Below are 22314 nucleotides of genomic sequence, written 5' to 3' on the forward strand. Positions count from 1 at the left end.
CGCAGCGATGGGGCTGTCCGCTCGGTCTGATCCCGCGCTCGGTGGTGGCTGGACAGGCATATGACCTGTCCAGCCACCACCGAGGTGGCGTCATCCGCATGGTTGTCCCCAGGTCACCGCCGACGTTGCCGCTGGTCCTCGTGGCTGGTGCAGGGTGCGAGACATGGATCGCCGGCTGCTCCCTGTGCTCGAGGGGCAGGACGGTGTGGTGGCCCGGCGACAGGCCCTGGCAGTCGGCCTCACGGCCGAGAACGTGGAGCGGCTGCTGCGACGCAACGAGCTGGCCGCGATCCACCCGGGCGTCTACGTCGACCACACCGGGACGCCGTCGTGGGACCAACGCGCCTGGGCGGCCGTGCTGTGGGGATGGCCGGCCGTGCTGAGCCACTCCTCCGCGCTCGCCGTGGTCGAGGGTCCGGGCTCGCCCCACCGGTCGGGCGTCATCGAGATCGCCGTGGTCAAGGACCGCCGGCTCCTCGACCGGCCCGGAGTCGTCGTACGACGGAGCGCGCACGTCGCCGCCCGCACCCAGGTCGGGGCGCCGCCACGGATTCGGTACGACGAGGCAGTGCTCGACGTGGTGGCCCGGCTGGACCGGGTCGACGACGTCGTGGCCGAGGTGTCTCGGGTGGTCCAGGGGCGCTGCACCAGCCCCGACCGCCTGCTCTCGACCGTCCGGTCACGTCGACGCGTGCGTCACCGGGACCTGCTCGTCGATGTCCTCGGGGACCTGGCGGCGGGCGCGACCTCGGCCCTGGAGCGGAGGTACCTCTGCGACGTGGAGCGTCCGCACGGTCTGCCCCAGGCGATCCGCCAGCTGCGGCACCGCACGCGCGACGGCGTGGTCTACCGGGACGTGCTCTACCTGCTCGCCGGTCGGCTGCTGGTCCTCGAGCTCGACGGTCGAGGGTTCCACCAGTCCGCGCGGCAACGGGACCGCGACCTCGAACGAGACCTGCTGGCCCGGATCGAGCACGGGGCGGAGACGGCGCGGCTCGGGTGGGGCCAGTGCGCCGGCCGGCCGTGCCGCACGGCGGGGATGGTTGGGGTCCTGCTGCGACGGATGGGATGGACCGGGCGCGTGCACGGATGCCGACCGGGCTGCGAGGCACCGCTCTGGTTCGACCAGAACCTGGCCGCGTAGGGCCGATGCCGTGAGGTCGGCTGATGCTCGGGCGCTCTTAGGTGGTGCCTGAACAGGTCATACGCCTGTCCAGCCACCACCTAAGCCGCTGGGCTGTCGGTTTCACTAGGTACCTGGTGAAACCACGCCACTCCTGGGGCCCGTGGGACGCGAAGCGGCCCCGTCCTGCAGGGGGACGGGGCCGCGTTCGGGGACGCCGGGGCGTCGGTGGGTGGAGGAGGGTCAGCTGAGGGCGTTGGCCGCGGCCACGACGTCGACCAGGCCGGCGCCCTTGTCGAACGAGGTGCCGTTCTCGTACGGCGCTCCGAACGAGTACTTGTACGCCGTCGACTTCAGGGCGTTCTCGATCTGGGCCGGGGTCGCGTTGGGCGAGTCCTCGAACAGCTGGGCCACGATGCCGGCGATGTGCGGGGCCGCCATCGACGTACCGCTGATGGTGTTGTAGTTGCCGCCGTCGACCGGGTCGAGCCCGGTGGTGCAGATCGGCAGGTAGATGCGGCACGACGAGGTGATGGTGTCGCCGGGGGCCGAGATGTCTGGGTAGGTCTGCGCCTGGCCGGCCTTGCCGCGCGAGGAGAACTCGGAGACCTCACCGTCGCGGGTGCCGGTCTCGAGGTCGTTGTACGACGCCGCGGAGATGATGCCGGGGGTCGGGTCCTGCCCGGGCGGGTTGGTCAGCGACTCGGAGCCGTCGCCACCGTCGTTGCCGGCGGCCCAGACGGTCACGACACCCTCGGCGGCCAGCGCACGCTGGAGCTTCACGGTCGCGGAGTTGGGGTCGAACTCGCCGCCGCCCGAGGGGCCGTAGGAGTTGTTGGTGACCTTGATCGGCGGGCACTCGGCGGCCGAGACGCCCTCGCCGCAGGGGGCCTCGTGGTTCTCGAGCACCCAGTTGAGGGCGGCGTCGGCGCCGACGATGAAGAGGACCGCGCCGGTGGACAGCGAGACCAGGTTGGCGCCCGGGGCGGCACCGTGCAGCGGCTGACCGCCGGCGGTGACCTCACGGCCGGCCACGATGCCGTTCACGTGCGTGCCGTGGCCACCGGCCGACAGGGTGTCGGTGTCGAGGGGGCCGGCGTCGACGACCTGGCAGGCGAGCTCGAACGGGTCGCAGGCGACCTTCTTGTTGGCCACGACGGCGCTGGAGCCGTCCGCCTCGGCGAAGTAGGGGTGGTTCGGGTCGACGCCGGAGTCGATGACGCCGACGCTGACGCCGGAGCCGTCGAGGCGCGAGCCGTCGACGCCGGTCAGCGTGTCGAGCGCCTCCTGGCCGCGGGTGGCCTTGTTGGAGGTGTACTGCGCGAACTCGATCGGCTGGTTGCCCTCGACGTAGGTCACGCCGGGCTGGCTGCGGACGTCGGTGATCTGCACCTTGGTGCCGCGCGCCACGACGACGCCGATCTTGTCGAAGCTGGTGGAGGCCTTCATGCCGGAGGCGGTGACCGCGTCCTTGGCCGCCTGAAGGGACTCGCCGTGCACGAGCACGGTGGTCGACTCCAGCAGGCGGAGGTCGGAGAGCTGCTCGGCGAGGTAGGGCTGCAGCGGGGCGTTGGTGGCGGCGCTGGCCGGGGTGCCGGGCAGGGCGAGCGTCGCGCCGAGGGCGGCGGCGAGCGACAGGCCGAGTGAGAGGCGGACGGGCTTCCGCATGAGGCGTCTCCTGACTTCGGTGGCGGGGGTCACAGGACCAACGTCCCGACGTGCTTTTGGTTACGCACGAGTACGACGACGCGGGGAAGCCCGGCTCAGACGCCTCTGCCGTCACACCCGCCCCACCGTCGTACGTTCACCCCGAGGGGTGTAGTGCAGGAGATGGGACGAAACGTACGTTTGCTCCGAAGGTCCGGACCTGGCGTGGGTGCACGCCGCGACAGGGTTCCGGCCTTCGCCACCGGCCGGAAGTGGACGTCCGACCGTGTGGCCCCGCCCTCGGGGCGGAGATCACAAGGTGTGGCCGGGGTTCCCGCGCTTGGGCGGGAACGCCGGCCCTCCGAGCACCTCGGCGCACCGCCGTCGTCGTACCTCCGCGCCGGACCCCGCGGCTCCCCACCGGGCGTGCCCGAGCGCGTCGAGCGTTTGTGCCCCCCACCTCAGGACAGGCTGGACCCATGACCGAGACCACGGCGCAGGGCACGGACCGCGACGAGAACGCCACGCCCGACCCCGACCACCCCGCGAAGCCGGAGAAGCCCACCGAGCTCGACGCGCGGTCGTGGAAGTACGTCGCCCGCAAGGCCGTCCGCGAATTCAGCGACGACCAGTGCACCGACCAGGCCGCCGCGCTGACCTACTACGCGGTGCTCGCCATCTTCCCGGCGCTGCTCGCGCTGACCTCGGTGCTCGGCCTCATCGGGCAGGCGGACGAGGCGATCGACACGGTCATCGACGTCATGCGGCCCCTCGTCGAGCGCGACACCCTGAACAACGTCGTCCGACCCGTCCTCGAGGGCATGGCGTCCTCGCAGGCCGCCGGTTTCACGTTCGTCGCCGGTCTCGCCGGAGCGCTCTGGTCCGCCTCGGGCTACGTCGGCGCGTTCTCCCGCGCGATGAACCGCGTCTACGAGATCTCCGAGGGACGCCCCTTCTGGAAGCTGCGCCCCACGATGCTGCTCGTCACGCTCGTCGGGGTCTTCCTGACCGCGACCGTGCTCGTGATGCTCGTGGTCTCCGGACCGGTGGCCCAGGCAATCGGCGACGTCGTGGGTGTCGGCGACCAGGCCGTCTTCATCTGGGGGATCGCCAAGTGGCCGGTGCTCGCCTTCCTCGTCATGTGCATCGTGGCGCTGCTCTACTACGCCACCCCGAACGTCCAGCAGCCGAAGTTCCGGTGGATCTCGGTCGGCGCCGCCGTCGCCATCGTGATCTGGGTCCTTGCGTCCGTGGCCTTCGCCTTCTACGTCGCCAACTTCGGCAGCTACGACAAGACCTACGGCTCGCTGGCCGGCGTCATCGTGGCGCTGCTGTGGCTCTGGCTCACCAACATCGCGCTGCTCTTCGGCGCCGAGATCGACTCCGAGATGGAGCGGGGCCGCGAGCTCCAGGCCGGCATGGTGGCTGAGGAAGAGCTGCAGCTGCCCGCCCGTGACACCCGCAACATCGAGAAGGCACGCCAGAAGGAGCTCGAGGACATCGAGCGCGGCCGCCAGATCCGCGAGGCCGCGGACGCCGACGGCGCGACCGCCCCGAGCGGCTCCGACACCTCCGACGACTCGGACGACAGGGACGGCCCGGGCGCCACGGCAGCGGGCGCGACCGGCTCCGAGGACCCGGCGGCCGGCGACGACGCGCTGGGCGCCGAGCCCGGCCACGCCGTACGCCGTGAGCTGCCGCGACCGCACCCGGCCGCCGGACCCACGGGCGGGCCGACCGCCCTGTCCCCGCAGGCGGCCTCCGCCTCCCGGGGACCGCTGGTGGCCGTCGGGGCGACCGGGGCCGTCGTCGGCGCCGCCGTCTGGCGCTTCATCCGACGCGGCTCGGCCTGACCGCCACCGCCCCACCCGTCCGGACGCGGCGCACTAGCCTGGGTCGGTGACCACGCCCTCCCGGCCCCCTGCTGCTGTGCCTGCCGCTGTGCCTGCCGCGCCGGCCGCGTCCTCGGCTCCGGCCCCGGTCGCCCCCGATGGCGTCCTGACCCCGGGGCACCGCGTGGCCTACCTCGGCCCCCAGGGCACCTTCACCGAGCAGGCGCTGCGGAGCCTCCCCGGCGCCGCCGACGCCGAGCCGGTGCCGTGCTCGACGGTCATCGTGGCGCTCGACGCGGTGCGGTCCGGCGAGGCCGACGCCGCCGTCGTCCCGATCGAGAACTCGGTCGAGGGCTCCGTGCCGGTCACGCTCGACGAGCTGGCCACCGGACGCCCGCTGATGATCGTGCGCGAGATGACGGTGCCGGTCGCCTTCTCCGTGCTGGTGCGCTCCGGCACCCGCGCCGAGGACGTCCGGGTCGTCGGCACCCACCCGCACGCCGCCGCCCAGACCCGCGGCTGGCTGGCCCAGCACCTGCCGCACGCGGAGGTCGTCCACGCCACCTCGACCGCAGCGGCCGCGGCCGCCCTGGCGCACGCCTCCGACGACGCGCCGGCGCCGTGGCAGGCGGCGGTGTCGGCCCCGCTGGCCGCCGAGCACTATGCGCTCGAGACCCTGGCCGCGGGCGTGGCCGACAACCCCGACGCCGTCACCCGCTTCGTGCTGGTCTCCCGGCCGGGGGTGCCCACGGCGCCGACCGGCCGCGACAAGACCAGCCTCGTCGCCTTCATGCGCGACGACCACCCGGGCGCGCTGCTGGAGATCCTCGAGCAGCTGACCATGCGCGGGGTGAACCTCAGTCGCATCGAGTCCCGGCCCACCGGCGCCGCGCTCGGCAACTACTGCTTCTCCATCGACGCCGAGGGTCACGTCGCCGACCGCCGCGTCGGGGAGGCGCTCATGGGGCTGCGGCGGGTGTGCGCGGACGTCCGCTTCCTCGGCTCCTACGAGCGGCACGACGGCACGCCGCCGACGATCCGCCCCGGCACCACCGACGAGGAGTTCGAGGACGCCGCCGCCTGGCTGGCCCGGCTGCGCGACGGCGCTTGAGCGCCTCGCCCCACCCTCAGGGGTGGGTCCCGCGAATAATCCGCGGGTCATCCGCGGGGCTGGTGCGCGGCGAGGCGTGAACACCGGGGGGACGCGCCCGCCGGGGTCCGGCTGAGCGGCGTCCGCGCCGATAGGCTGCGGAGGCGATGTCGAACTCCTCCCTGACCGTCCTGGTCGTGCTCGTCGGACTCGTCAGCCTGCTCGGGCTGGTGATCGCCCTGTCGACCCAGCGCTCCCTCACCGCGCGCAAGCGGGGGGCGCGCTCGTCACCGCTGCCGCTCGACCTGGCCGGGCTCCGCGGCGAGGTGGAGACGCTGCGCCAGGAGGCCGCGGGCGCCGTACGCCGCATCGGGCTCGTCCGCTACGACGCCTTCGGTGACATGGGCGGACGGCTGTCGTGGTCGCTGGCGCTGCTCGACGACAGCGGCGAGGGGGTCGTCCTGACCTCGATCCACGGCCGCTCCGAGGCGCGCACCTACGCCAAGAACATCAACGCGTGGACCTCCGACCAGCAGCTGAGCCCCGAGGAGCAGGACGCCGTCACCGGCGCCCGCGGCGACGCCGCCTCCTGAGGCATCGCCCGGCCCGACTGACCACGCACGGCGTCGCTCTGCCCGGTTCTGCAGGCGCGACGACGCCGACACCTCGATGATGGGGCGATGGGTCTCCTCACGCCGCTGGCCGTCCGGGTCGGCTCCTGGTCCTTCATGCCGAAGCTGTTGCCGCAGATCACCGCGACGGACAAGTTCATCCAGAAGTGGTCCCGGGGGCGGGTCACGATCCTCGACGTCGCGGGCCTGCCGAACCTCAAGCTCACCGTGGTCGGCCGCAAGTCCGGCATCCCGCGCGAGACGCCGCTGCTCGCCGTACCGCGGGGGGCTGACTGGCTGATCGCCGGCTCGAACTTCGGGGGCCCGAAGCAGCCGGTGTGGGTGGTCAACCTCGAGGCGACCCCGGACGCGCAGATCACCGTCAAGGGCCGCACGTACGACGTGCACGCCCGTCGGCTCGAGGGCACCGAGCGGCAGACGGCCTGGGACCACATGGTCGAGACGTGGCCGAACTACCGCCTCTACGAGTCCAAGACCGATCGCCAGATCAAGGTCTTCGAGCTCACTCCGCGCTAGCCGGCGAAAGGGTGCACATGTCGTTCACAAGAACGTTCAGAAGTCCGGACGAGCGACGTTCGAGGGGTTCTGAACGTTCTTGTGAACGGAATCTCATCGCGGGACGCGGACGAGGAGCCGGCCGGGCAGGCACTCGCAGATCAGCTCGGTGCCGGCGCCGATGGCGTCCCCGTCGATCTGGCGCGGGGTGTCGTGGGCGGCCTTGATGACGACCTTGCGTCCGGTCATCCGGTTGACCGTGCCGTCGACCTTCTTGCGCCGCCCGACGATGCGGACGACGACGCGCAGCCAGGACAGGAACCGGGCGGGGTTGACCAGCACCACGTCGATGCGGCCGTCGTCGATGGTGGCGTCGGGCAGCAGCGGGAGGCCGGCCTGCAGGAACCCGACGTTGCCGACGACGATCGTGCGCGCGCGGTGGCGGGTGAACGGCTCGTCGTCGAGGCTGATGTCCACCCGGACCGCCGGGAACATGAGGTTGCGCATCCCCGCCACGACGTAGGCCAGCCAGCCCACCTTGGCCTTGATCTGCTCGTTGGCGCCCTCCATGATCGCGGCGTCGAAGCCCATGCCCGCCATCACGAGGAAGTGCTCGTCGGGCTCGAGCCCGTCGCCGGCCACCCGCACGATGTCGATCGCCCGGTCCTGGCCGTTGAGCGCGACTTCGACGGCGGCGTTGAGGTAGAGCGGCAGCGCCAGGTTGCGCGCCAGCAGGTTGCCGGTGCCCGCGGGCACCACCCCGACGGGGATGCCGGTGCCGGCCAGCTCGGCGCAGACGGTGCGCACTGTGCCGTCGCCGCCGCAGACCACGACGAGCTCGGCGTCCGCGACGGCCGCGGCGTGCGCCATGGAGCGGCCCGGGTCCTCCACGGTGGTCTCGAACCACACGGGCTCGGACCAGCCGAGCTCGCCGGCCCGTCGGTCGACCAGCGCGCGGAAGGCGGCCGGGTCCTCGACCTTGATGGGGTTGAGGATGACCGCGAGCCGACGGGTGCCGGGCCGGGCGCTGGGCATCGGGGCGACCGAGGCGGGGCGCGGCGTGGGGTCGGCGTACGCCGCGGCGAGCAGCACCCACAGCGCGCCGAGGGCGAAGCCGCCCACCACGTCGGAGGGCCAGTGCACCCCGAGCAGGAGCCGGTCCACCCCGACGAGCACCGCGACCGACGTGACGAGCACCGCCACCATCCGGCGCTGGCTGCGGCGACGGACGAAGAGGGTGGCGAGCACCAGGGTGACCCCCGCGGCGCACGCGATGGCCGAGGAGTGGCCGGACGGGAAGGACCCGTCGGGCAGGCTGTCGAGCGCGTACTCGGGACGGGCGCGGCCCACCAGCCACTTGAGCAGCAGCGTGCTGGTCCAGCAACCGGTCATCACCAGCACCAACCACGTCGCCGGCCGGCGGAACCCGCGCACGACGAGCAGCATCGCGACGGCGACAGCGACCACGTTGAGCCAGATCGGACGGGTCACCTGGGCCACGACGTGCGCCACGTCCTCCAGCCACGGGTGGTCGGCCGCGAGGCCCGCCAGCGGCTCACCGATCCACCGGTCGGCGTCGAGCACGACGCCCGCCTCCACGGCGACGAGGACCAGCAGGACGGCGAGCACCAGGGCGCTGCCGAGTACCGCCAGCTGGAGACGACGCCGGACCTCGGCACCGAACGACATGCGACTCCTGACGAGTTGGACCCGAGCGGCGTCCGAGGACGGCCCGCGGCGGCGTGAGCGGGGAGGCTCCAGTATGTCGGCACCGGGCCGCCGGCCCCGGACGGACACCCGGCACGGGGCGGGAGTGGTGGCCGAGGGCCCTCCGCCCTCCGCCTAGCATGGGCGGGTGATCGATCCCCGCGTCCTCCGCCATGAGCCCGACCGTGTCCGCGCCGCCCAGGAGCGTCGTGGCCTCTCGTCGGACGTGGTCGACTCCGCGCTGGCCGCCGACCAGGCGCGCCGCGACGCGATCGCCGACTTCGAGCGGCTGCGGGCCGAGCAGAAGGCGCTCGGCAAGGAGATCCCCAAGGCGCAGGGTGAGGCCAAGCAGGAGCTGCTGGCCCGGACCAAGACGCTCTCGGCAGGGGTGAAGGAGGCGGAAGCGGCGCAGACCGCCGCGGAGACGACGTACCAGGAGGTGCTGCGCAGCATCCCGAACCTCGCCAACGAGGCGGCGCCGGCCGGCGGCGAGGACGACTACGTCGTGCTCGAGCACGTCGGTACGCCGCGCGACTTCGCGGCCGAGGGCTTCGAGCCGCGCGACCACATCGAGCTCGGCCGGATGCTCGGGGCCATCGACATCGAGCGGGGCGTGAAGGTCTCCGGCGCGCGGTTCTACTACCTCACCGGGCCGGGCGCCGACCTCGAGATGGCACTGACGCAGCTGGCCATGGACCAGGCCCGTGCGGCCGGCTTCACGACCGTCATCCCGCCGGCGTTGGTGCGTCCGCGGGCGATGGAGGGCACCGGGTTCCTCGGCCAGGCCGCCGACGACGTCTACCGGATCGAGGGCGAGGACCTCTACCTGGTGGGCACCTCGGAGGTGCCGCTGGCGGCGTACCACTCCGACGAGATCCTCGACCCGGGCGACCTGCCGCGGCGTTACGTCGCGCTGAGCCCCTGCTTCCGCAAGGAGGCGGGCTCCTACGGCAAGGACACCGCCGGCATCATCCGGGTGCACTGGTTCGACAAGGTCGAGATGTTCACCTTCACCACGCTCGAGGAGTCGTGGGCCGAGCACCAGCGGCTGCTGGCGTGGGAGAAGGAGTTCCTGACCAAGCTCGAGCTGGCCTTCCGCGTCATCGACGTCGCCGCCGGCGACCTCGGCCTGTCGGCGGAGCGCAAGTTCGACTGCGAGGCGTGGATCCCCACGCAGGGCCGCTACCGCGAGCTGACCTCGGCGTCGAACTGCACCGACTTCCAGGCCCGGCGCCTCGACATCCGCGGCCGCTTCGAGGACGGGACCGCGCCGGTGGCCACGCTCAACGGCACCCTGTGCGCGATGCCGCGCACCATCGTGGCGATCCTCGAGACCCACCAGCAGGCCGACGGGTCGGTGCGGGTCCCCGAGGCCCTGCGGCCCTACCTGCAGGGCCGCGAGGTCCTCGAGCCGGTGACGCGGTGACGCGAGACGTCGCCGAGGGCTGGACGCCGAAGCTGGTGGCCCTCGACATCGACGGCACGCTCTTCGGGGCCGGTCACGGCACCGGCGTCGTCACCGAGGAGATCAGCCCCGCCGTGCGCGCGGCCGTGGACAAGGTGGTGGCCGCCGGGGTGCCGGTGGTGCTGTCGACCGGGCGCTCGACCTTCTCGATCACGGGAGTCCTCGAGATGCTCGGCCTGCCGCGCGGGCGGGACGAGCAGGTCCTGGCCGTGGCGTCGAACGGCTCGGTGACCTTCTCCTACCCGCCGGTCGAGATCCTGACGACCGAGACCTTCGACGCCTCGGAGGTGGTCCGGCTGCTGCTGGAGCACGTGCCGGACGCCCGGGTCGCGGTGGAGGAGATCGGGGTGGGCTACCGCCTGAACCGGCTCTTCCCGGAGGGGGAGATCGACGGGCACATGACGGTGCAGACGCTCGACGAGCTGGTGGCCGAGCCGGTCACGCGCGTGATCATCCGCGACCCGGACGCCTCCGAGGAAGATTTTGTGCATCTGGCAGAAAAGGTGGGGCTGCACGGCATCAACTACTTCATCGGCTGGACCGCGTGGCTCGACCTCGCGCCGGCTGACGTCTCGAAGGCGTCGGGTCTCACCTCGGTGTGCGCCCGTCTGGGTGTCGACGCCTCCGACGTGCTCGCCATCGGGGACGGGCGCAACGACATCGAGATGCTGCAGTGGGCCGGACGCGGCGTCGCCATGGGGCAGGCCACCCTGTCGGTGCAGGAGGCGGCCGACGACGTCACGGACGCGGTCGAGGACGACGGGGTGGCACGCGAGCTCGGACGCTGGTTCCCGTGATCCGGCTGGTCGCGACCGACCTCGACGGCACGCTGCTCCAGCCCGACGGCACCGTCAGCCCCCGCACCCTGGAGGTGCTCGACGCCGTCGACGCCCTCGGGGTGCTGGTCGTCTTCGTGACCGGCCGACCGATCCGCTGGATGGAGTCGCTGTGGCAGCACGTCGGTGACCACGGGCTGGCCATCTGCAGCAACGGGGGCGTCCTGTACGACGTGCCGGGGCGCGCGGTGCTGGAGGCTCGCACCATCGACCCCGAGGTAGGGCTCGCCGTGGCGGAGCGGATCCGCCACGCCGTCCCGGGATCGACGTTCGCCCTCGAGAAGACCACCGGCTTCTCCCAGGAGCCGGCGTTCCCGGTGCACCCCGACGACCGGGCCGGCGGCGAGGCGAACGCCTTCCGCGTCCAGGTGGCGCCCCTGGAGGAGGCCCTGGACACCGACGTCGTCAAGCTGCTCGCCCTCCACCAGGAGCACGCGCCGCTCGACTACTGGCAGCGGGTCGAGCGCGCCGCCGACGGTGCCGTGACCACGACCTGGTCGTCCACCAACGCGCTCGTGGAGATGAGCGGCGCCGGGGTCACCAAGGCGTCCACGCTGGCCCGGTTGTGCGCCGAGCGCGGCCTCGACGCCTCCGAGGTGGTGGCGTTCGGGGACATGCCGAACGACGTCGACATGCTGCGCTGGGCCGGCTCGTCGTACGCCATGGAGAACGGGCACGCCCACACGCGTGCGGCCGCGCAGCACGTCGCCCCAGGCAACGACGAGGACGGCGTGGCGCAGGTCCTCGAGCGGCTTCTGCTCTCCTGACACAGGGCGGGCCCAGGTCGCACCGGGCCCACCCCTGCGCTTGCTCAGGAAAGGCTGCCCCCACAGTTGTACTGGCACTCCTCGCCGTAGGCGTAGTAGCTGATGCCGCGTGCGTTCCCACGCTCGTTGGTGATGAGGCCCTCGGTGGAGATCGTCCCGTCGGCGGCGACGAGCACCTCCACGACCTGCGTGCCGGCCTTGATGCACACCACGGTGTTCGGAGCCAGCCCCGTGTCGATCTCGGACAGGGTGCCGTCGGCCGGGACCTTGTTCGGGTAGCTGGCGGGGTTGCAGTGCTGCGTCGCGCCCTTGGTGATGACATCGACGGCGTGCGCGGGAGCGGCGAGGCCGCCGGTCAGCAGGACAGCCGCTGCGGCGGGGACGACAAGACGTGAAACCTTCATGGAGATGGACCCCCTCGGTCCTCGGGACGGATGCGACCCCCCTCGGACCGCACCGCTCACGCTAGGGGTCCGAACGGTCAGCGCGACCGGGCCGGAAGGCCTCAGGACATGACGCGGCCGGGTGGTCCCGCACGAGGTGCAGGACCACCCGGCCGGGTGATGGAGTGACTAGGACTCTAGGACTGCCGGCTGGGCGGGTTCGTGCACTCGTAGTCGCTCGGGTACACCTCGCAGAAGGACTGCTCGTCGTCGCAGATGCCGTCGTCGTTCGCGTCCGTGCACGGCTCCTCACCGCCGGAGCAGAGCTCCTCCTGGGTGGTGCAGGTCTCGTCGTCCCCGCAGATGCCGTCGAGGTCGGTGTCGCCGCCGCTGTTCGCGCAGGCCGACTCCTCGTCGTCGTCGCACGTGCCGTCCTCGTCGCTGTCCCCACCCGACTCCGCGCACGGGTCCGGCTCCTCGCAGAGGTCGAGCTGGGTCGCGCAGGTCTCGTCGTTGTCGCAGGTCTCGTCGTTGTCGGTGTCACCACCCGACCCCGCGCACTGGTCCGGCTGGCACAGGTCGGGCTCGGTGGGGCAGGTCTCGTCGTCGTCGCAGACACCGTCACCGTCGGTGTCGCCGTTCTTGTCGTCGCACGGTCCCGGTGGCGGCGGGCAGTTCTGCTGGGTCTCGCAGGTCTCGTCGTCGTCGCAGACACCGTCACCGTCGGTGTCGCCGTTCTTGTCGTCGCACGGTCCCGGCGGCGGCGGCGGGGTGGCCTCCTGGCCGTAGGCGTAGTAGCTGATCGCCTGCGCGATTCCGCGCTTGTTGCGGATCTCCGTCTGGGTGATGAACCCGTCGGGGTCGACGACGACGACCGTGGTGCGGGTGCTGGCCTTGATGCAGACCTCGGTGCCCGGCTCGAGACCGGTCTGCAGCCGGGTCTTCGTGCCGTTGGACTCGACCTTGTTCGGGTAGAGCGCCTTGTCGCAGTGCTCGGTCACCCGGGCGGTGGCGTGCGAGGCCTTCTTGTTCTTGTGGCGCTTGCCCGCCTCGGCCGGCGCGGTCGCGCCGGCGAAGAGCATGAGCACGACCGTGAGCAGTGCCAGAGCCCGGAGCAGTGATGCCCGGGACGTGGACGTGGACGACAGCATGAATGAACCCCCTGGTCCGTACGGCCCCCTTGACCGTGTTCACAGAGTGGGGCAGAACGACCCCGGCGACGAGGGCCCTAGGTCTGGACCGGGTGTCTAGACGTCCCGGTGTCCGAGGACCCCGAGCGCGATGTCGCGCACCATCGGCACGAACTGCTCCTCGGGGACGTGCAGGTCGGCGTCGAGAGGCGACTGCTGCGACATGGCCGCGGTGACGATCAGGCGCAGGGCCAGCGCGGTGCGCAGACGGTCGGCCGGCCCGGCGTGGGACTGCTCGAAGGCGTCCATCAGGCGGTAGCCCGCGGCCTGCGCGGACTCGGTGCCAGGCTCCAGCTGCTGGGTCTCGAACGCCGCGAGCACCATCTGGACGACGCCGGGGCGGGCGAGCGCACGGCGTACGACGAGCTCGAGCACCTGGTCGAGGTGCTCGGGGTGCTCGTGGAGGGACACGACGTGGTCGACGATGACGTCGACGGTCTCCTTCACCTCGTCCATCACGGCGCGGTAGAGCGCCTCCTTGCTGCCGAAGCGGTGCAGCAGCCCGGGCTTGGAGTAGCCGACCGCGTCGGCGATCGTCTGCAGCGACGTGGCAGCGAAGCCGTGGACCGCGAAGAAGCCCGCGGCGACGTCGAGGATGGCGTAGTCGATCTCCGCCGGGGACTGTCGCATGACGTACCTGCCTGACCGTATCGATCGGATCTGGACCGCTCCGTTTCAGGATGGATCAGATCGGTCGACTACGCAAGATGTCAGTTCGGATCGGCCGTCAGCAGGACCGCCCGGTCAGAGGTACATGCCTCCGCTGCGACCCTCCTCGCCGGGGACGCCTCCCGGGATGCCGCCGGGCTGGCCGTCCGGGCCCTGGCCGGGCATGCCGGAGCCCATGGGGAGGGCCCGGCGCATCTGCTCGAGCTGGGCACGGGCGGCCATCTGCTGGGCGTAGATCGCGGTCTGGATTCCGTGGAACAGCCCCTCGAGCCACCCCACGAGCTGGGCCTTCGCCACGCGGAGCTCGGACTCCGACGGCGCCTCCGAGGCGAAGGGCGAGGAGAGCCGCTCGAGCTCCTCGACCAGCTCGGGCGCGAGACCGGACTTGAGCTCCTCGATGGAGGCGGCGTAGATGCGGGCCAGTCGCGCGCGGGACGCCTCGTCGACCGGCGCCGACTTCACCTCCTCGAGCAGCTGCCGGATCATGCTGCCGACGCGCATCACCTTCGCAGGCTGCTCCACGAGGTCCGTGACCTGGCGCTCCTGGTCGTCGTCGTCCTCACCGCTCGAGCCGCCCGAGACGGCCATCTGGTTCGGTCCCACGACGACGACGCGGGGGTCGTCGTCGGGTCCGGAGGTCTGGTCGGGGCGGGGCTCAGTCATGCGGCCCACCCTACTGAGACCCCGCGACACGTCGACGTACGGCGGTTGCGGGCCGGCGCACCCGCCGCGACTTGGGTCAGCGCACCGGACGGGACGCGTGTCAGCGGACCGTGAGCAGGATCTTGCCGACGTGGCTGCCGTCGTCGAGCGCCCGGTGCGCGTCGGCCGCCTCTGCGAGGGGGAAGGTGGCGTGCACGATCGGCTTCACCGTGCCGGCGGCCACCATCGGCCAGACGTGGTCCTCGACGGCGGCGCAGATGACGGCCTTGTTCTCGGGCGGGCGCGAGCGCAGCGTCGTGGCGATCAGCGCCGCCCGCTTGCGCAGCAGCGAGGACAGGTCGATCTCCGCCTTCGTCCCGCCCTGCATGCCGATGACCACCAGCCGGCCCTCGGGCGCCAGGGCGTCGATGTTGCGCTCGAGGTAGGACGCACCCATGTTGTCGAGGATGACGTCGGCCCCACGACCGTGGGTGGCCTCCTTCACCTCGGCGACGAAGTCCTGCTCGCGGTAGTCGATGCCGACGTCGGCCCCGAGCTCGCGGCAGACCTCCAGCTTGGCCGCGGACCCCGCCGTCGTGATCACCCGCGCCCCGACCTGGTGGGCGACCTGGATGGCGCAGGTGCCGATGCCGCCGGCGCCACCGTGCACGAGCAGCGTCTCGTCAGGGCGCAGTCCGGCCACCAGGAACACGTTCGACCACACGGTGCAGGCCACCTCGGGCAGCGCCGCGGCGGTCACGAGGTCGATCCCCTCGGGCACTGCCATGACCTGGCCCTCCGGGACGAGGACCTTCTCGGCGTACCCGCCTCCGGCCAGGAGGGCGCAGACCTCGTCGCCGACCTTCCACCGCGTCACGCCCTCGCCGACCTCGGCGACGGTGCCGCTGCACTCCAGGCCGATGACCTCGCTGGCCCCCGGGGGCGGAGGGTAGAAACCCTTGCGCTGCAGCACGTCGGCGCGGTTCACCGCGGTGGCCGCGACGTCGATCACGACCTCCCCGGGTCCGGCGGTGGGGTCGGGCAGCTCGGCGAGGGTCAGGACCTCGGGTCCACCGGGCTCGGTGGTGACGATGGCGCGCATGCGCCCACCCTAGGGGGGACCGTCGCGCCGCCGGCCGGCGTCAGTCGGACTCGACCAGCTCGGTCTCGGGCAGCTCCACCTCGTCGACCTCGACGTCCACGTCGAGCTTCTCGCCGCCCTCCCAGCGACTGGCCAGGTCGAAGGCGCGCGCGGCCAGGGCCTCGGTCTTCGCCGGGCTCCCGCCGGCCAGCGCCGCGGCGTAGCCGAGCAGGTAGGTGCTGATCGGTGCCGCCGGTCGCTGCACCCGGTGGGCGGCCTCGCGCGCGAGGTCGAGGATCAGGCCCTCGTCGACCTCCGTCTCGAGGTCCAGAGCGTCCATGAGCTCGTCGATCCAGTCGTGAAGGTTCACCCGGCCAGCGTCGTACGACGCAGCGCGTGGCGCAACCCGTCGCGCCAAATCGACACGGTCGACCGACCTCGTCCGGTCGAAGGCGTCAGGTCCGCTCGGCCTGCTCCCTGAGCTCCCTCAGGTCCGACCAGGTGTCGACGTCGTGGGACTCGTCCGCGACCTCGGCCACCTCGACCAGGTCCAGCGCCCCGACGAGCCGGTGCACGGGCAGCCCGTGCTCGTCCTCGCGGGACTCCGGGGCCACCCGTCGCAGGGCGGCCGTGCGGTAGGCCGCGCAGAGCGGCTGACGCCGCCCGCCGTCCCCCACCAGCAGCGCCCCGTCCGGTCCGCCGTCCCGCCCGGGGGTGACGACCGCCCCGAGGAGCCGCGCGAAGGTGCCCGGACCCACCCGCGGCATGTCCACGGCCAGCACGAGCACGAGGTCGGGCTCGCGGTAGAAGGCCCGCAGACCGGCCAGCAGACCGGCGGCAGGGCCGCCGCCGCGCGGGTCCTCGACGGTGAAGGTCGCCGGACGGGTCGTGGGCACCGGGTCGCCGACCACCACGACCTCGACCGCCGTCACCGTCGCCGAGAGCGCACGCTCGAGGAGCGTCACCCCGGCGAGCTCGATCGAGGCCTTGTCGGCGCCCCCGAGGCGGGCGGCGGTGCCGCCGGCCAGGACGACCGCCCCCACCCGGCCGGGGTCGGCCGGCTCGGGATCCCCGAGGAGGGACGTCGGCTCGGTCATCGCTCCACCCTGCCACCTCGCGCGCGGCCGGGTGGCAGGGTGGAGCCATGGCTCGCACCCCTGCCGCCGCGCCGCGGATCGTCCTCGCCCAGCTCGCGGCCTCGCGCCGGCCCGCGGAGAACCGCGAGCGGCTGGCCGCCCTCGAGGTGCCGCCCGCGGAGATCGTGGTCCTGCCCGAGGTGTTCCAGCGCGACCTGGGCTCCCCCGACGACGACCTCGGCCCGGACGCCGAGGACCTCGACGGCCCGTTCGTCCAGGCACTGACGGAGCGGGCCGCCGCGCACGGGGGCACGTGGATCGCGGGCATGGTCGAGCGGACCACCGACGGTCGGCCGTTCAACACCCTGGTGGCGGTGGGAGCGGCAGGGCTGCTGGCCTCCTACCGCAAGATCCACCTCTACGACTCCTTCGGCTACCTGGAGTCGGACCGTCTCGTCGCGGGCGAGCGCACGCCGGTGCTGCTCGACGTCGGCGGGCTGAGCGTGGGGCTCATGACCTGCTACGACCTGCGCTTCCCCGAGCTCGCGCGCGAGCTCTCCCGGGCCGGCGCCGACCTGCTCGTGGTCCCCGCCGCCTGGGTGGCCGGGCCTCGCAAGGTGGCTCACTGGCGCACCCTGGCCACGGCCCGCGCCGTGGAGAACCTGGCCTACGTCGCCGCCGTCGGCCAGCCGGGCCCGCGCTACAGCGGTCACTCACTGGTGGTCGACCCCCGCGGCGAGGTCGTGGCCGAGGCAGGCGACGAGGACGGCGCTCTGGTGCGGGCCGAGATCTCGCTCGACCTGGTGGCCGAGGCGCGCGAGGAGAACCCCTCGCTGGGCAACCGGCGCGACGCCGAGCCGTGGCCGGAGCCGCAGCGGTACGCCGCTCCGTCCTGACCCCGCCCGCCTCGTAGACTCCTCGGACGCCGGGACCCGCGGGACCCGGCGTGGAGGGGTGCCGGAGTGGCCTATCGGAACCGCCTTGAAAGCGGTCGCTGGCAGTGATGTCAGCCGCGGGTTCGAATCCCGCCCCCTCTGCTGTCCGGGCCGCCGCACGGCGCCCGGCTCAGGAGATCGTGACGTCCTGGAGCACGACCACCCGGGTGGTCACGTCCGTGACCGGGACGATGATCCGGTAGGTGCGCTGGCCCGGGCGCTGGTCGCGCACGACGAGCCGGACGGTGCCGTCCTCGCCGACGGCCTGCTCGGCCAGCACCACGCCCCCGCGGACGACCTGCACGACGCTCGGCACCACGGCGACCCCGCGGGCGGTCACGGTGGCGTCCACGACGAACCGGCCCGTCCCCTCGGTGACGACGGGGGTCAGCGTGGTGAGCGCGCGCACCGGTGCCGGCGCGGCGACCTCCTCGCGGACGCTGCGGTAGCCCTCCCGGCTCCAGGTGACCCGGGCCGTGAGGACGGACCCCAGGTCCGCCCGGGTCGTCTCGTACTGCCGTGTCGTCGCGCCGCTGACGGGTGCGCCGTCCCGCATCCACTGGATGTCGCGGGTGGCGTCCGGTGTCGCGGTGCCCACCGTGGTCAGCCGCAGGGTCTCCCCGAGGACCGGCGCCCCCTCGAGGACCGGAGGCTGCTGGACCACCAGGCTGGCCGGGGCGACCGCCGCGGTGGGGGCCGACGACGCGGTGGCGCTGCGGTAGCCGGCGCGCTCCGCGGTGATGGTGACGCTCAGGGCCTTGCCGACGAGGTCGCTGCGGAGGGCCAGACTGCGTCCGGTGGCACCGGGCAGGGGCTCGCCGTCCGCCTTCCACTGGAAGCTGCGGGTGTCGGCACGCGGGGTCCAGCGTCCGCCGCTGGCGACCAGCGTCTGGTCGACCTGCGCGGTGCCCTCGATGACGGGCCGGACGGTGTTGACCAGGACGGTGTCGGGCACCGGTGCGGTGCGCTCCGAGCGGGAGGACGCGTCGGCGTACCCGCCCTTGCTGGCGGTGACCTTGACCTGGATCCGCTTGCCGACCATGGCCCGCGTCACCTCGAGGGTGTTGCGGCTGCCGGTCTGCACCGGCTCGCCGCCGGCGAGCCACTGGTAGAGGACGGCGGGGCTGCTCGGGTTCCAGGAGCCCGCGGTGGCCGACAGCGTGCTGCCGACGGCGGGCTTGCCGGAGACGACCGGGCGGGAGACGCTCTGCATGCGCCGGTCGTTGAAGTGGATGAAGCCGCTCGGCCACCCCGAGGTCGAGGTGATGCGGGCCCAGGAGAAGTCACCGCCCCAGCTGTCCTGGGAGATCACGATCTCGGTGGGGCTGATGACCTTCTCGACGTAGGCCACGTGGCCCGCGGACCCGGCGGGGTAGACGCCTGCACGCCACCAGGCGATCGCGCCGACGGCCGGTGTGCGGTCGGTGATCGACGACATCTGGGTGCCCCAGTAGGTCGCGTTGCCGCTGCCGTCCCACGGGCGCGTGCTCGAGTAGCCGTTCTTGATGACGCGGTAGGCGGCGTAGTTGGTGCAGTTGTGCCCGGAGTACATCCGCCAGTACATCTGCCCGCTCGCCGCGGCGTAGCCGCTGCTGCTCATCCCGGCGTTCGCGCACGAGGTGTAGCCCGTGCACAGACGCGTGATGGTGGCGCCGGCCGGCGCGGGCAGCGCCAGCACGGCCAGCGTCATCAGCAGGGCCAGCACGGTGGGCAGGGCGGAGCGGCGGAGAGGTCTCACCGTCCCACCATGGGTGCAGATGTGAACTCGTGGGGCTGAAATAGAGAAAAGTCAACGCGACACGCCGATCAAATCGGGCGAATACCGACGGCGGTCCGTCGGGCACCCCGACCCGTGGGACGGTGGCGAGCCCTCAGTCCGACCCGCCCACGTCGAGGTCGACGGCGTCGTAGGTCAGGTCGTTGACCCGCTGCAGGTGGTGCTGGAGGTCGACCACGAGCCGGCCGAGGCTCTCCCGCACGGCACGGAGGTCGGCGGCCTCGCAGACGGTGGCCGCCAGCACGGAGGTGCGGCTCTGCAGCCTCACCTGCTCGCGGTGGAGCTGGGCCGCCCGGGGCTCCAGCCACGGCTCCGCCTCCGTGGCGCGCTCGGCGTCGTGGTCGGCCGCCAGCGCCTGCTCCACCCACGCGAGGCGCTTGCGGACCAGGAAGCGCCAGGACTGCTGCAGCCGCGGCGGCGTGGCCACGGCTCGTTCGAGGCCGTCGAGGGCCAGGGCCAGTCGTCGCACGGCGACACCTCCGTGGTGAGGGGGCTTCGAGTGTCCGCCCGCGTCCTCGCGCCGCGCAAGGGCCCACCTGGGCCGTACGCCGACCGGCCCACCCGGTGCGGTCGGTCGCGGTCCGGTGCGGTCGGTCGCGGGTTTGCCCCGCTCACCGTCGGCCGGGTTCAATCGGGGCGTGCCCACCACCTCGTCGTACCGGCTCGCCGCCCGGGTCCGCCTCCGGCTCCTCGGCACGGTGCTGACCGTGCTCGGAGGCACGGTCGTGCTCGTCGGCCTGCTGGTCGCGCTGCTCGACCTGCCCTCGGTGGTGTTCACCACCGCGCTGCTCCTCGGGGTGGCGCTGCTGCTCGTCTCCGGGCTGGGACTGATGCGCGCCCGCCCCCTGGTCACCCTGGACGAGGTGGGCTACCGGGTCCGCTACCTGCGCGGCGCCGGGGAGGTCGCGGCCCGCTGGCGCGAGGTGCAGGACGTCGTGACCACGACCGTGCACGGCGACGACTGCGTCGTGCTGAGGCTGCGCGACGGTCGCTCGACCACCGTCCCCGTCGCCGTGCTCGACGCTCCTCGCGAGGACTTCGTGCGCGACCTGGGCGAGCACCTGCACCACGGGCACGGCTACCGCCCCGTCCCCTGACCGACCCTCCGAGGAGGTGCTCGGCCGCCGACGCGGACACCGATTCGCTCCGGTCGATCCGGCCCGGGTAGCCTGTGCTCCGCGCTCCCCGGAGCGCATGGAGGTGTCGCCTAGTGGCCTATGGCGCCCGCCTGCTAAGCGGGTTGAGGGCTAAACCCTCTCGCGGGTTCAAATCCCGCCACCTCCGCGTGGTGACCTCGGACTCCGAGGGCGAGCCCGGACCCACCCTCGTGGGTCCGGGCTCGTCGCGTCAGTCCTCCAGCGCGACGAACGGTCGGACCGTCCAGGCGCCCAGCGGCGAGAGCACCAGCGGCTGCACCCCGACCGGCACGCCCTCGCGGTAGGTCAGCAGCGTCACTGTGGCCTCGCGCCGGGGCTTAGTGCCCAGGGCGACCGCGTAGGCGGCACCCCCGGTGGTGCCGGTGGTGAAGCTGTGCCCCACCTGCCCGTTCTCGCCCTCGACCCGTTCCGGGCCGACGATGTCGTGGAGGTGGCCGGCCACGACGAGGTCGGCGCAGCCGCGCTCGAGAGCCGCCCGCCCCAGGTTGGCGTCGTGCACCAGCAGCGTCCCCACCCGCTGGCCGTCGGCGTCGGCGGCGCAGGCGGCGTCGGCCAGCCGGTCGCCGACGTCGGCGAACGACAGGCCGGTCTCGTCGCGCCAGCTCCCGAGCCCCGACGAGCGCGGGTCGGCCACCCCGAGCAGGCGGATGCCGTCGGCCGCCTCCACGACCTCGCCGTCCATGACGGTGAACCCGAGGTCGGCGGCCTGGCCGGCGACGAAGTCGCCGTGGTCGTGGTTGCCGGTGACCAGGTAGCGCTCGTCGTAGGAGGAGAACGCCTCGGCCAGCGACTCGAGGCTGAAGGCCTCCCACGAGGAGCCCGTCGACGTGTCGTCGCCCGCGTCGAGCAGGACCGTGGCGCCCCCGAGGTCGGCCACGGCGCGCGCCACCGGGTCCATGCCGATGTTGTCGTGGCGGTCCGAGACCAGCACCGCGACCGTCTCGTCCTCCTCGGGGCGACGGACCTGGTCGGCGACGGAGGCCAGGTCGTCGACGGCCTGCTGGTAGAACTCCAACCCCTTGCGGTAGCTGTCGATCGCGGACTCCACCAGCCGCCGCGAGGCGCTGGTGAGCAGGCCGCCCTCGATCTCGACCCGGGCGGCGTCCTGGGGCAGGGCGATCCCGGCGGGCAGGGCGGAGCGCAGCGACGACCACTGCTCCGGCGTGGTGGCCGACCCCTGCCAGGGACGGACGAGCCCGACGGCCGCGACGACGAGCACGAGCGTGACGGCGGTGCCCGTGAGGGCGGCGCGGCGCCGGGTCGCGACCAGCTCACGCCGGCGGCGGCGCCCCAGCACCAGCCACAGCCCGAGCGGCACCAGCCCGGCGACCGCCCCGACCACGGCCGCCTCCAGGGCCATGTCGAGGACCAGGCCCTCGACCTTGGCGATCTGGCCCTCCGGCTGGGCGGCCAGGAACGCGTAGCGCTGCCCGAGCTCGCCGTACGACGTGAGGGGCGTGCGTCCCAGCTCGACGTCGACACCCACCGAGCCGGGGGTGGGGTGGCGCAGCGCCGGCAGGAACGGGCCGAGGTGCACCGTGGCCCACCCGTCGAGCGTCGGTGAGACCACGGCCTCGTGGCCGGCGACCACGGTCTGCCGGGAGCTGTCGAGGAACGTCACCAGGGCGGTGGGCGTGGCGACGGCGGCCCACACGAGGACGGCGGCGAGCGCGGTGAGCACCCGGCGCCGCACGGGACGTCCGGTCGCCGTGGTCGTCGCGGTCGGGTGCGGCTCCTGCGCGGGCGCGCCGATCCCGGGGCCCGGGGTCGGTCTCGGCTGGCTCGGCATCGCGGCGAGCCTAGCGAGAGG

22 protein-coding genes and 2 tRNA genes are annotated in these 22314 nt (G+C 72.9%); 12 read left to right on the forward strand and 12 right to left on the reverse strand.

From position 1 onward, the window contains the following. The first annotated feature begins 163 nt into the window (after positions 1 to 163). The gene (locus G7072_RS18490) at positions 164 to 1144 is read left to right on the forward strand and encodes a type IV toxin-antitoxin system AbiEi family antitoxin domain-containing protein (protein WP_166089007.1); all 981 of its coding nucleotides are present in this window, start codon (positions 164 to 166) and stop codon (positions 1142 to 1144) included. Between the two features lie 222 nt (positions 1145 to 1366). Here the strand turns inward: G7072_RS18490 and G7072_RS18495 are convergent, their stop codons facing one another. Next, the gene (locus G7072_RS18495) at positions 1367 to 2791 is read right to left on the reverse strand and encodes a S8 family serine peptidase (RefSeq protein ID WP_166089009.1); all 1425 of its coding nucleotides are present in this window, start codon (positions 2789 to 2791) and stop codon (positions 1367 to 1369) included. Positions 2792 to 3249: 458 nt separating this feature from the next. Here G7072_RS18495 and G7072_RS18500 point away from each other — a divergent pair, with 458 nt between their 5' ends. The 4 genes from G7072_RS18500 (at position 3250) to G7072_RS18515 (ending at position 6840) form a co-directional block, all read left to right on the forward strand. After that, positions 3250 to 4623 (forward strand): YihY/virulence factor BrkB family protein, encoded by a 1374-nt coding sequence (locus tag G7072_RS18500; protein ID WP_206063203.1) that lies wholly within the window; start codon positions 3250 to 3252, stop codon positions 4621 to 4623. A gap of 46 nt (positions 4624 to 4669) precedes the next feature. Beyond that, complete coding sequence (pheA, locus tag G7072_RS18505) at positions 4670 to 5713, forward strand: prephenate dehydratase (RefSeq protein ID WP_240917049.1); 1044 nt, start codon at positions 4670 to 4672, stop codon at positions 5711 to 5713. A gap of 146 nt (positions 5714 to 5859) precedes the next feature. Further along, entirely contained in the window at positions 5860 to 6285 is a 426-nt protein-coding gene (locus G7072_RS18510; protein WP_166089011.1) for a DUF4446 family protein, read from the forward strand. Positions 6286 to 6372: 87 nt separating this feature from the next. After that, on the forward strand, positions 6373 to 6840 hold the full coding sequence (locus G7072_RS18515; protein WP_166089013.1) for a nitroreductase family deazaflavin-dependent oxidoreductase: 468 nt from the start codon (positions 6373 to 6375) through the stop codon (positions 6838 to 6840). A 93-nt stretch (positions 6841 to 6933) separates the two neighbouring features. On the opposite strand, the gene G7072_RS18520 is transcribed toward G7072_RS18515, so the two are convergent. Next, positions 6934 to 8508 carry a diacylglycerol kinase family protein gene (locus G7072_RS18520; protein WP_166089015.1) on the reverse strand — a complete coding sequence of 525 codons (1575 nt, stop codon included), beginning with the start codon at positions 8506 to 8508 and terminating at the stop codon, positions 6934 to 6936. Between the two features lie 166 nt (positions 8509 to 8674). Here G7072_RS18520 and serS point away from each other — a divergent pair, with 166 nt between their 5' ends. Genes serS through G7072_RS18535 form a run of 3 tightly spaced genes read left to right on the forward strand, consistent with a single transcriptional unit; the run spans position 8675 to position 11594 of the window. After that, complete coding sequence (serS, locus tag G7072_RS18525; protein WP_166089017.1) at positions 8675 to 9952, forward strand: serine--tRNA ligase; 1278 nt, start codon at positions 8675 to 8677, stop codon at positions 9950 to 9952. Between the two features lie 32 nt (positions 9953 to 9984). Continuing rightward, entirely contained in the window at positions 9985 to 10788 is an 804-nt protein-coding gene (locus G7072_RS18530; RefSeq protein WP_166090415.1) for an HAD family hydrolase, read from the forward strand. Continuing rightward, complete coding sequence (locus G7072_RS18535) at positions 10785 to 11594, forward strand: HAD family hydrolase (RefSeq protein WP_240917050.1); 810 nt, start codon at positions 10785 to 10787, stop codon at positions 11592 to 11594. Before G7072_RS18530 ends, G7072_RS18535 begins: the two co-directional genes overlap by 4 nt. A 44-nt stretch (positions 11595 to 11638) precedes the next feature. On the opposite strand, the gene G7072_RS18540 is transcribed toward G7072_RS18535, so the two are convergent. The 7 genes from G7072_RS18540 to G7072_RS18570 all read right to left on the reverse strand — a co-directional run bounded on the left by G7072_RS18540 (position 11639) and on the right by G7072_RS18570 (position 16656). Continuing rightward, positions 11639 to 11998 (reverse strand): hypothetical protein, encoded by a 360-nt coding sequence (locus G7072_RS18540; RefSeq protein ID WP_166089019.1) that lies wholly within the window; start codon positions 11996 to 11998, stop codon positions 11639 to 11641. Positions 11999 to 12174: 176 nt separating this feature from the next. Next, on the reverse strand, positions 12175 to 13128 hold the full coding sequence (locus G7072_RS18545; RefSeq protein ID WP_166089021.1) for a hypothetical protein: 954 nt from the start codon (positions 13126 to 13128) through the stop codon (positions 12175 to 12177). Positions 13129 to 13224: 96 nt separating this feature from the next. Beyond that, positions 13225 to 13797, reverse strand: a complete 573-nt coding sequence (locus tag G7072_RS19885) for a TetR/AcrR family transcriptional regulator (RefSeq protein ID WP_206063204.1) — start codon at positions 13795 to 13797, stop codon at positions 13225 to 13227. 114 nt (positions 13798 to 13911) lie between these two features. Next, the gene (locus G7072_RS18555) at positions 13912 to 14499 is read right to left on the reverse strand and encodes a bacterial proteasome activator family protein (RefSeq protein ID WP_166089023.1); all 588 of its coding nucleotides are present in this window, start codon (positions 14497 to 14499) and stop codon (positions 13912 to 13914) included. 100 nt (positions 14500 to 14599) lie between these two features. Beyond that, positions 14600 to 15580 carry an NAD(P)H-quinone oxidoreductase gene (locus G7072_RS18560; RefSeq protein ID WP_166089025.1) on the reverse strand — a complete coding sequence of 327 codons (981 nt, stop codon included), beginning with the start codon at positions 15578 to 15580 and terminating at the stop codon, positions 14600 to 14602. A gap of 40 nt (positions 15581 to 15620) precedes the next feature. Continuing rightward, complete coding sequence (locus G7072_RS18565; protein WP_166089027.1) at positions 15621 to 15929, reverse strand: DUF6457 domain-containing protein; 309 nt, start codon at positions 15927 to 15929, stop codon at positions 15621 to 15623. 85 nt (positions 15930 to 16014) lie between these two features. Then, positions 16015 to 16656, reverse strand: a complete 642-nt coding sequence (locus tag G7072_RS18570; RefSeq protein ID WP_166089029.1) for an NTP transferase domain-containing protein — start codon at positions 16654 to 16656, stop codon at positions 16015 to 16017. A gap of 47 nt (positions 16657 to 16703) precedes the next feature. Between G7072_RS18570 and G7072_RS18575 the strand changes: the two genes are divergently transcribed. Together G7072_RS18575 and G7072_RS18580 are read left to right on the forward strand one after the other, a co-directional pair. Further along, positions 16704 to 17531 carry a carbon-nitrogen hydrolase family protein gene (locus G7072_RS18575; protein WP_166089031.1) on the forward strand — a complete coding sequence of 276 codons (828 nt, stop codon included), beginning with the start codon at positions 16704 to 16706 and terminating at the stop codon, positions 17529 to 17531. 52 nt (positions 17532 to 17583) lie between these two features. Beyond that, a tRNA-Ser gene (locus tag G7072_RS18580) sits at positions 17584 to 17672 on the forward strand. A gap of 28 nt (positions 17673 to 17700) precedes the next feature. On the opposite strand, the gene G7072_RS18585 is transcribed toward G7072_RS18580, so the two are convergent. Continuing rightward, positions 17701 to 19308 carry a CHAP domain-containing protein gene (locus tag G7072_RS18585; protein ID WP_166089033.1) on the reverse strand — a complete coding sequence of 536 codons (1608 nt, stop codon included), beginning with the start codon at positions 19306 to 19308 and terminating at the stop codon, positions 17701 to 17703. 133 nt (positions 19309 to 19441) lie between these two features. Beyond that, the gene (locus tag G7072_RS18590; RefSeq protein WP_166089035.1) at positions 19442 to 19816 is read right to left on the reverse strand and encodes a hypothetical protein; all 375 of its coding nucleotides are present in this window, start codon (positions 19814 to 19816) and stop codon (positions 19442 to 19444) included. Positions 19817 to 19985: 169 nt separating this feature from the next. On the opposite strand from G7072_RS18590, the gene G7072_RS18595 reads away from it, so the two are divergent. Together G7072_RS18595 and G7072_RS18600 are read left to right on the forward strand one after the other, a co-directional pair. After that, positions 19986 to 20444 (forward strand): hypothetical protein, encoded by a 459-nt coding sequence (locus G7072_RS18595; protein ID WP_166089037.1) that lies wholly within the window; start codon positions 19986 to 19988, stop codon positions 20442 to 20444. 99 nt (positions 20445 to 20543) lie between these two features. After that, positions 20544 to 20631: transfer RNA gene (locus tag G7072_RS18600), tRNA-Ser, on the forward strand. Positions 20632 to 20694: 63 nt separating this feature from the next. Here G7072_RS18600 and G7072_RS18605 read toward each other — a convergent pair. Beyond that, the gene (locus tag G7072_RS18605) at positions 20695 to 22293 is read right to left on the reverse strand and encodes a metallophosphoesterase (RefSeq protein ID WP_240917051.1); all 1599 of its coding nucleotides are present in this window, start codon (positions 22291 to 22293) and stop codon (positions 20695 to 20697) included. Between the last annotated feature and the right edge of the window lie 21 nt (positions 22294 to 22314).

It is taken from the genome of Nocardioides sp. HDW12B (genome assembly GCF_011299595.1).
GTDB lineage: Bacteria > Actinomycetota > Actinomycetes > Propionibacteriales > Nocardioidaceae > Marmoricola_A.

Excerpts from the sequence above, each read along its gene's own strand:
- G7072_RS18490 (WP_166089007.1), top strand. The coding sequence starts at position 164 with ATGGATCGCCGGCTGCTCCCTGTGCTCGAGGGGCAGGACGGTGTGGTG.
- G7072_RS18495 (WP_166089009.1), bottom strand. The coding sequence starts at position 2,791 with ATGCGGAAGCCCGTCCGCCTCTCACTCGGCCTGTCGCTCGCCGCCGCC.
- G7072_RS18500 (WP_206063203.1), top strand. The coding sequence starts at position 3,250 with ATGACCGAGACCACGGCGCAGGGCACGGACCGCGACGAGAACGCCACG.
- G7072_RS18510 (WP_166089011.1), top strand. The coding sequence starts at position 5,860 with ATGTCGAACTCCTCCCTGACCGTCCTGGTCGTGCTCGTCGGACTCGTC.
- G7072_RS18515 (WP_166089013.1), top strand. The coding sequence starts at position 6,373 with ATGGGTCTCCTCACGCCGCTGGCCGTCCGGGTCGGCTCCTGGTCCTTC.
- G7072_RS18520 (WP_166089015.1), bottom strand. The coding sequence starts at position 8,508 with ATGTCGTTCGGTGCCGAGGTCCGGCGTCGTCTCCAGCTGGCGGTACTC.
- G7072_RS18540 (WP_166089019.1), bottom strand. The coding sequence starts at position 11,998 with ATGAAGGTTTCACGTCTTGTCGTCCCCGCCGCAGCGGCTGTCCTGCTG.
- G7072_RS18545 (WP_166089021.1), bottom strand. The coding sequence starts at position 13,128 with ATGCTGTCGTCCACGTCCACGTCCCGGGCATCACTGCTCCGGGCTCTG.
- G7072_RS19885 (WP_206063204.1), bottom strand. The coding sequence starts at position 13,797 with ATGCGACAGTCCCCGGCGGAGATCGACTACGCCATCCTCGACGTCGCC.
- G7072_RS18555 (WP_166089023.1), bottom strand. The coding sequence starts at position 14,499 with ATGACTGAGCCCCGCCCCGACCAGACCTCCGGACCCGACGACGACCCC.
- G7072_RS18560 (WP_166089025.1), bottom strand. The coding sequence starts at position 15,580 with ATGCGCGCCATCGTCACCACCGAGCCCGGTGGACCCGAGGTCCTGACC.
- G7072_RS18570 (WP_166089029.1), bottom strand. The coding sequence starts at position 16,656 with ATGACCGAGCCGACGTCCCTCCTCGGGGATCCCGAGCCGGCCGACCCC.
- G7072_RS18575 (WP_166089031.1), top strand. The coding sequence starts at position 16,704 with ATGGCTCGCACCCCTGCCGCCGCGCCGCGGATCGTCCTCGCCCAGCTC.
- G7072_RS18605 (WP_240917051.1), bottom strand. The coding sequence starts at position 22,293 with ATGCCGAGCCAGCCGAGACCGACCCCGGGCCCCGGGATCGGCGCGCCC.